At 64.5% G+C, this 392-nt stretch carries 1 protein-coding gene; it reads left to right on the top strand.

Annotation, left to right across the window (positions count from 1 at the left end; all coding sequences use genetic code 11):
• Positions 1-41: 41 nt before the first annotated feature.
• A partial coding sequence (locus tag EN780_RS38350; RefSeq protein WP_128276685.1) for an HAD-IIIA family hydrolase occupies positions 42-392 on the top strand: 351 nt, incomplete at its 3' end.

Genomic DNA, 392 nt, shown 5'->3' with positions numbered 1-392 from the left:
CTACCACTATCTGTGCGAGGCGGTCGAAGCGCGTCTCAGCAATGGCTGACCAAGGGAGCGCTGCGACGCATCCCCTCGTGGATCCGGGTCTGTGGATCGAGCGCATCGGCGCCAAGGTCTTCCCGGCCAATACACCGGCGCTGTTTCTCGACCGCGACGGCACCATCAATGTCGATACCGGCTATCCTGACGATCCGGCCGACATCGTGCTGCGCAACGACATCGCGCCGGCCATCGTCGCCGCAAACGGCGCCAACATCCCCGTCGTGGTGGTCACCAACCAGTCCGGCATCGCGCGCGGCTATTTTGGCTGGGATGAGTTCGCTTTGGTCAACGGCCGCGTGCTCGAGCTTTTGGCCGACAGCGGCGCTTGCGTCGACATGGTGCTGGCC

The sequence above is a fragment of the Mesorhizobium sp. M4B.F.Ca.ET.089.01.1.1 genome (assembly GCF_004022605.1).
GTDB lineage: Bacteria > Pseudomonadota > Alphaproteobacteria > Rhizobiales > Rhizobiaceae > Mesorhizobium > Mesorhizobium abyssinicae.
Note: the sequence above shows the minus strand (reverse complement) of the source record. Positions and strands in the feature narration are given on the sequence as shown.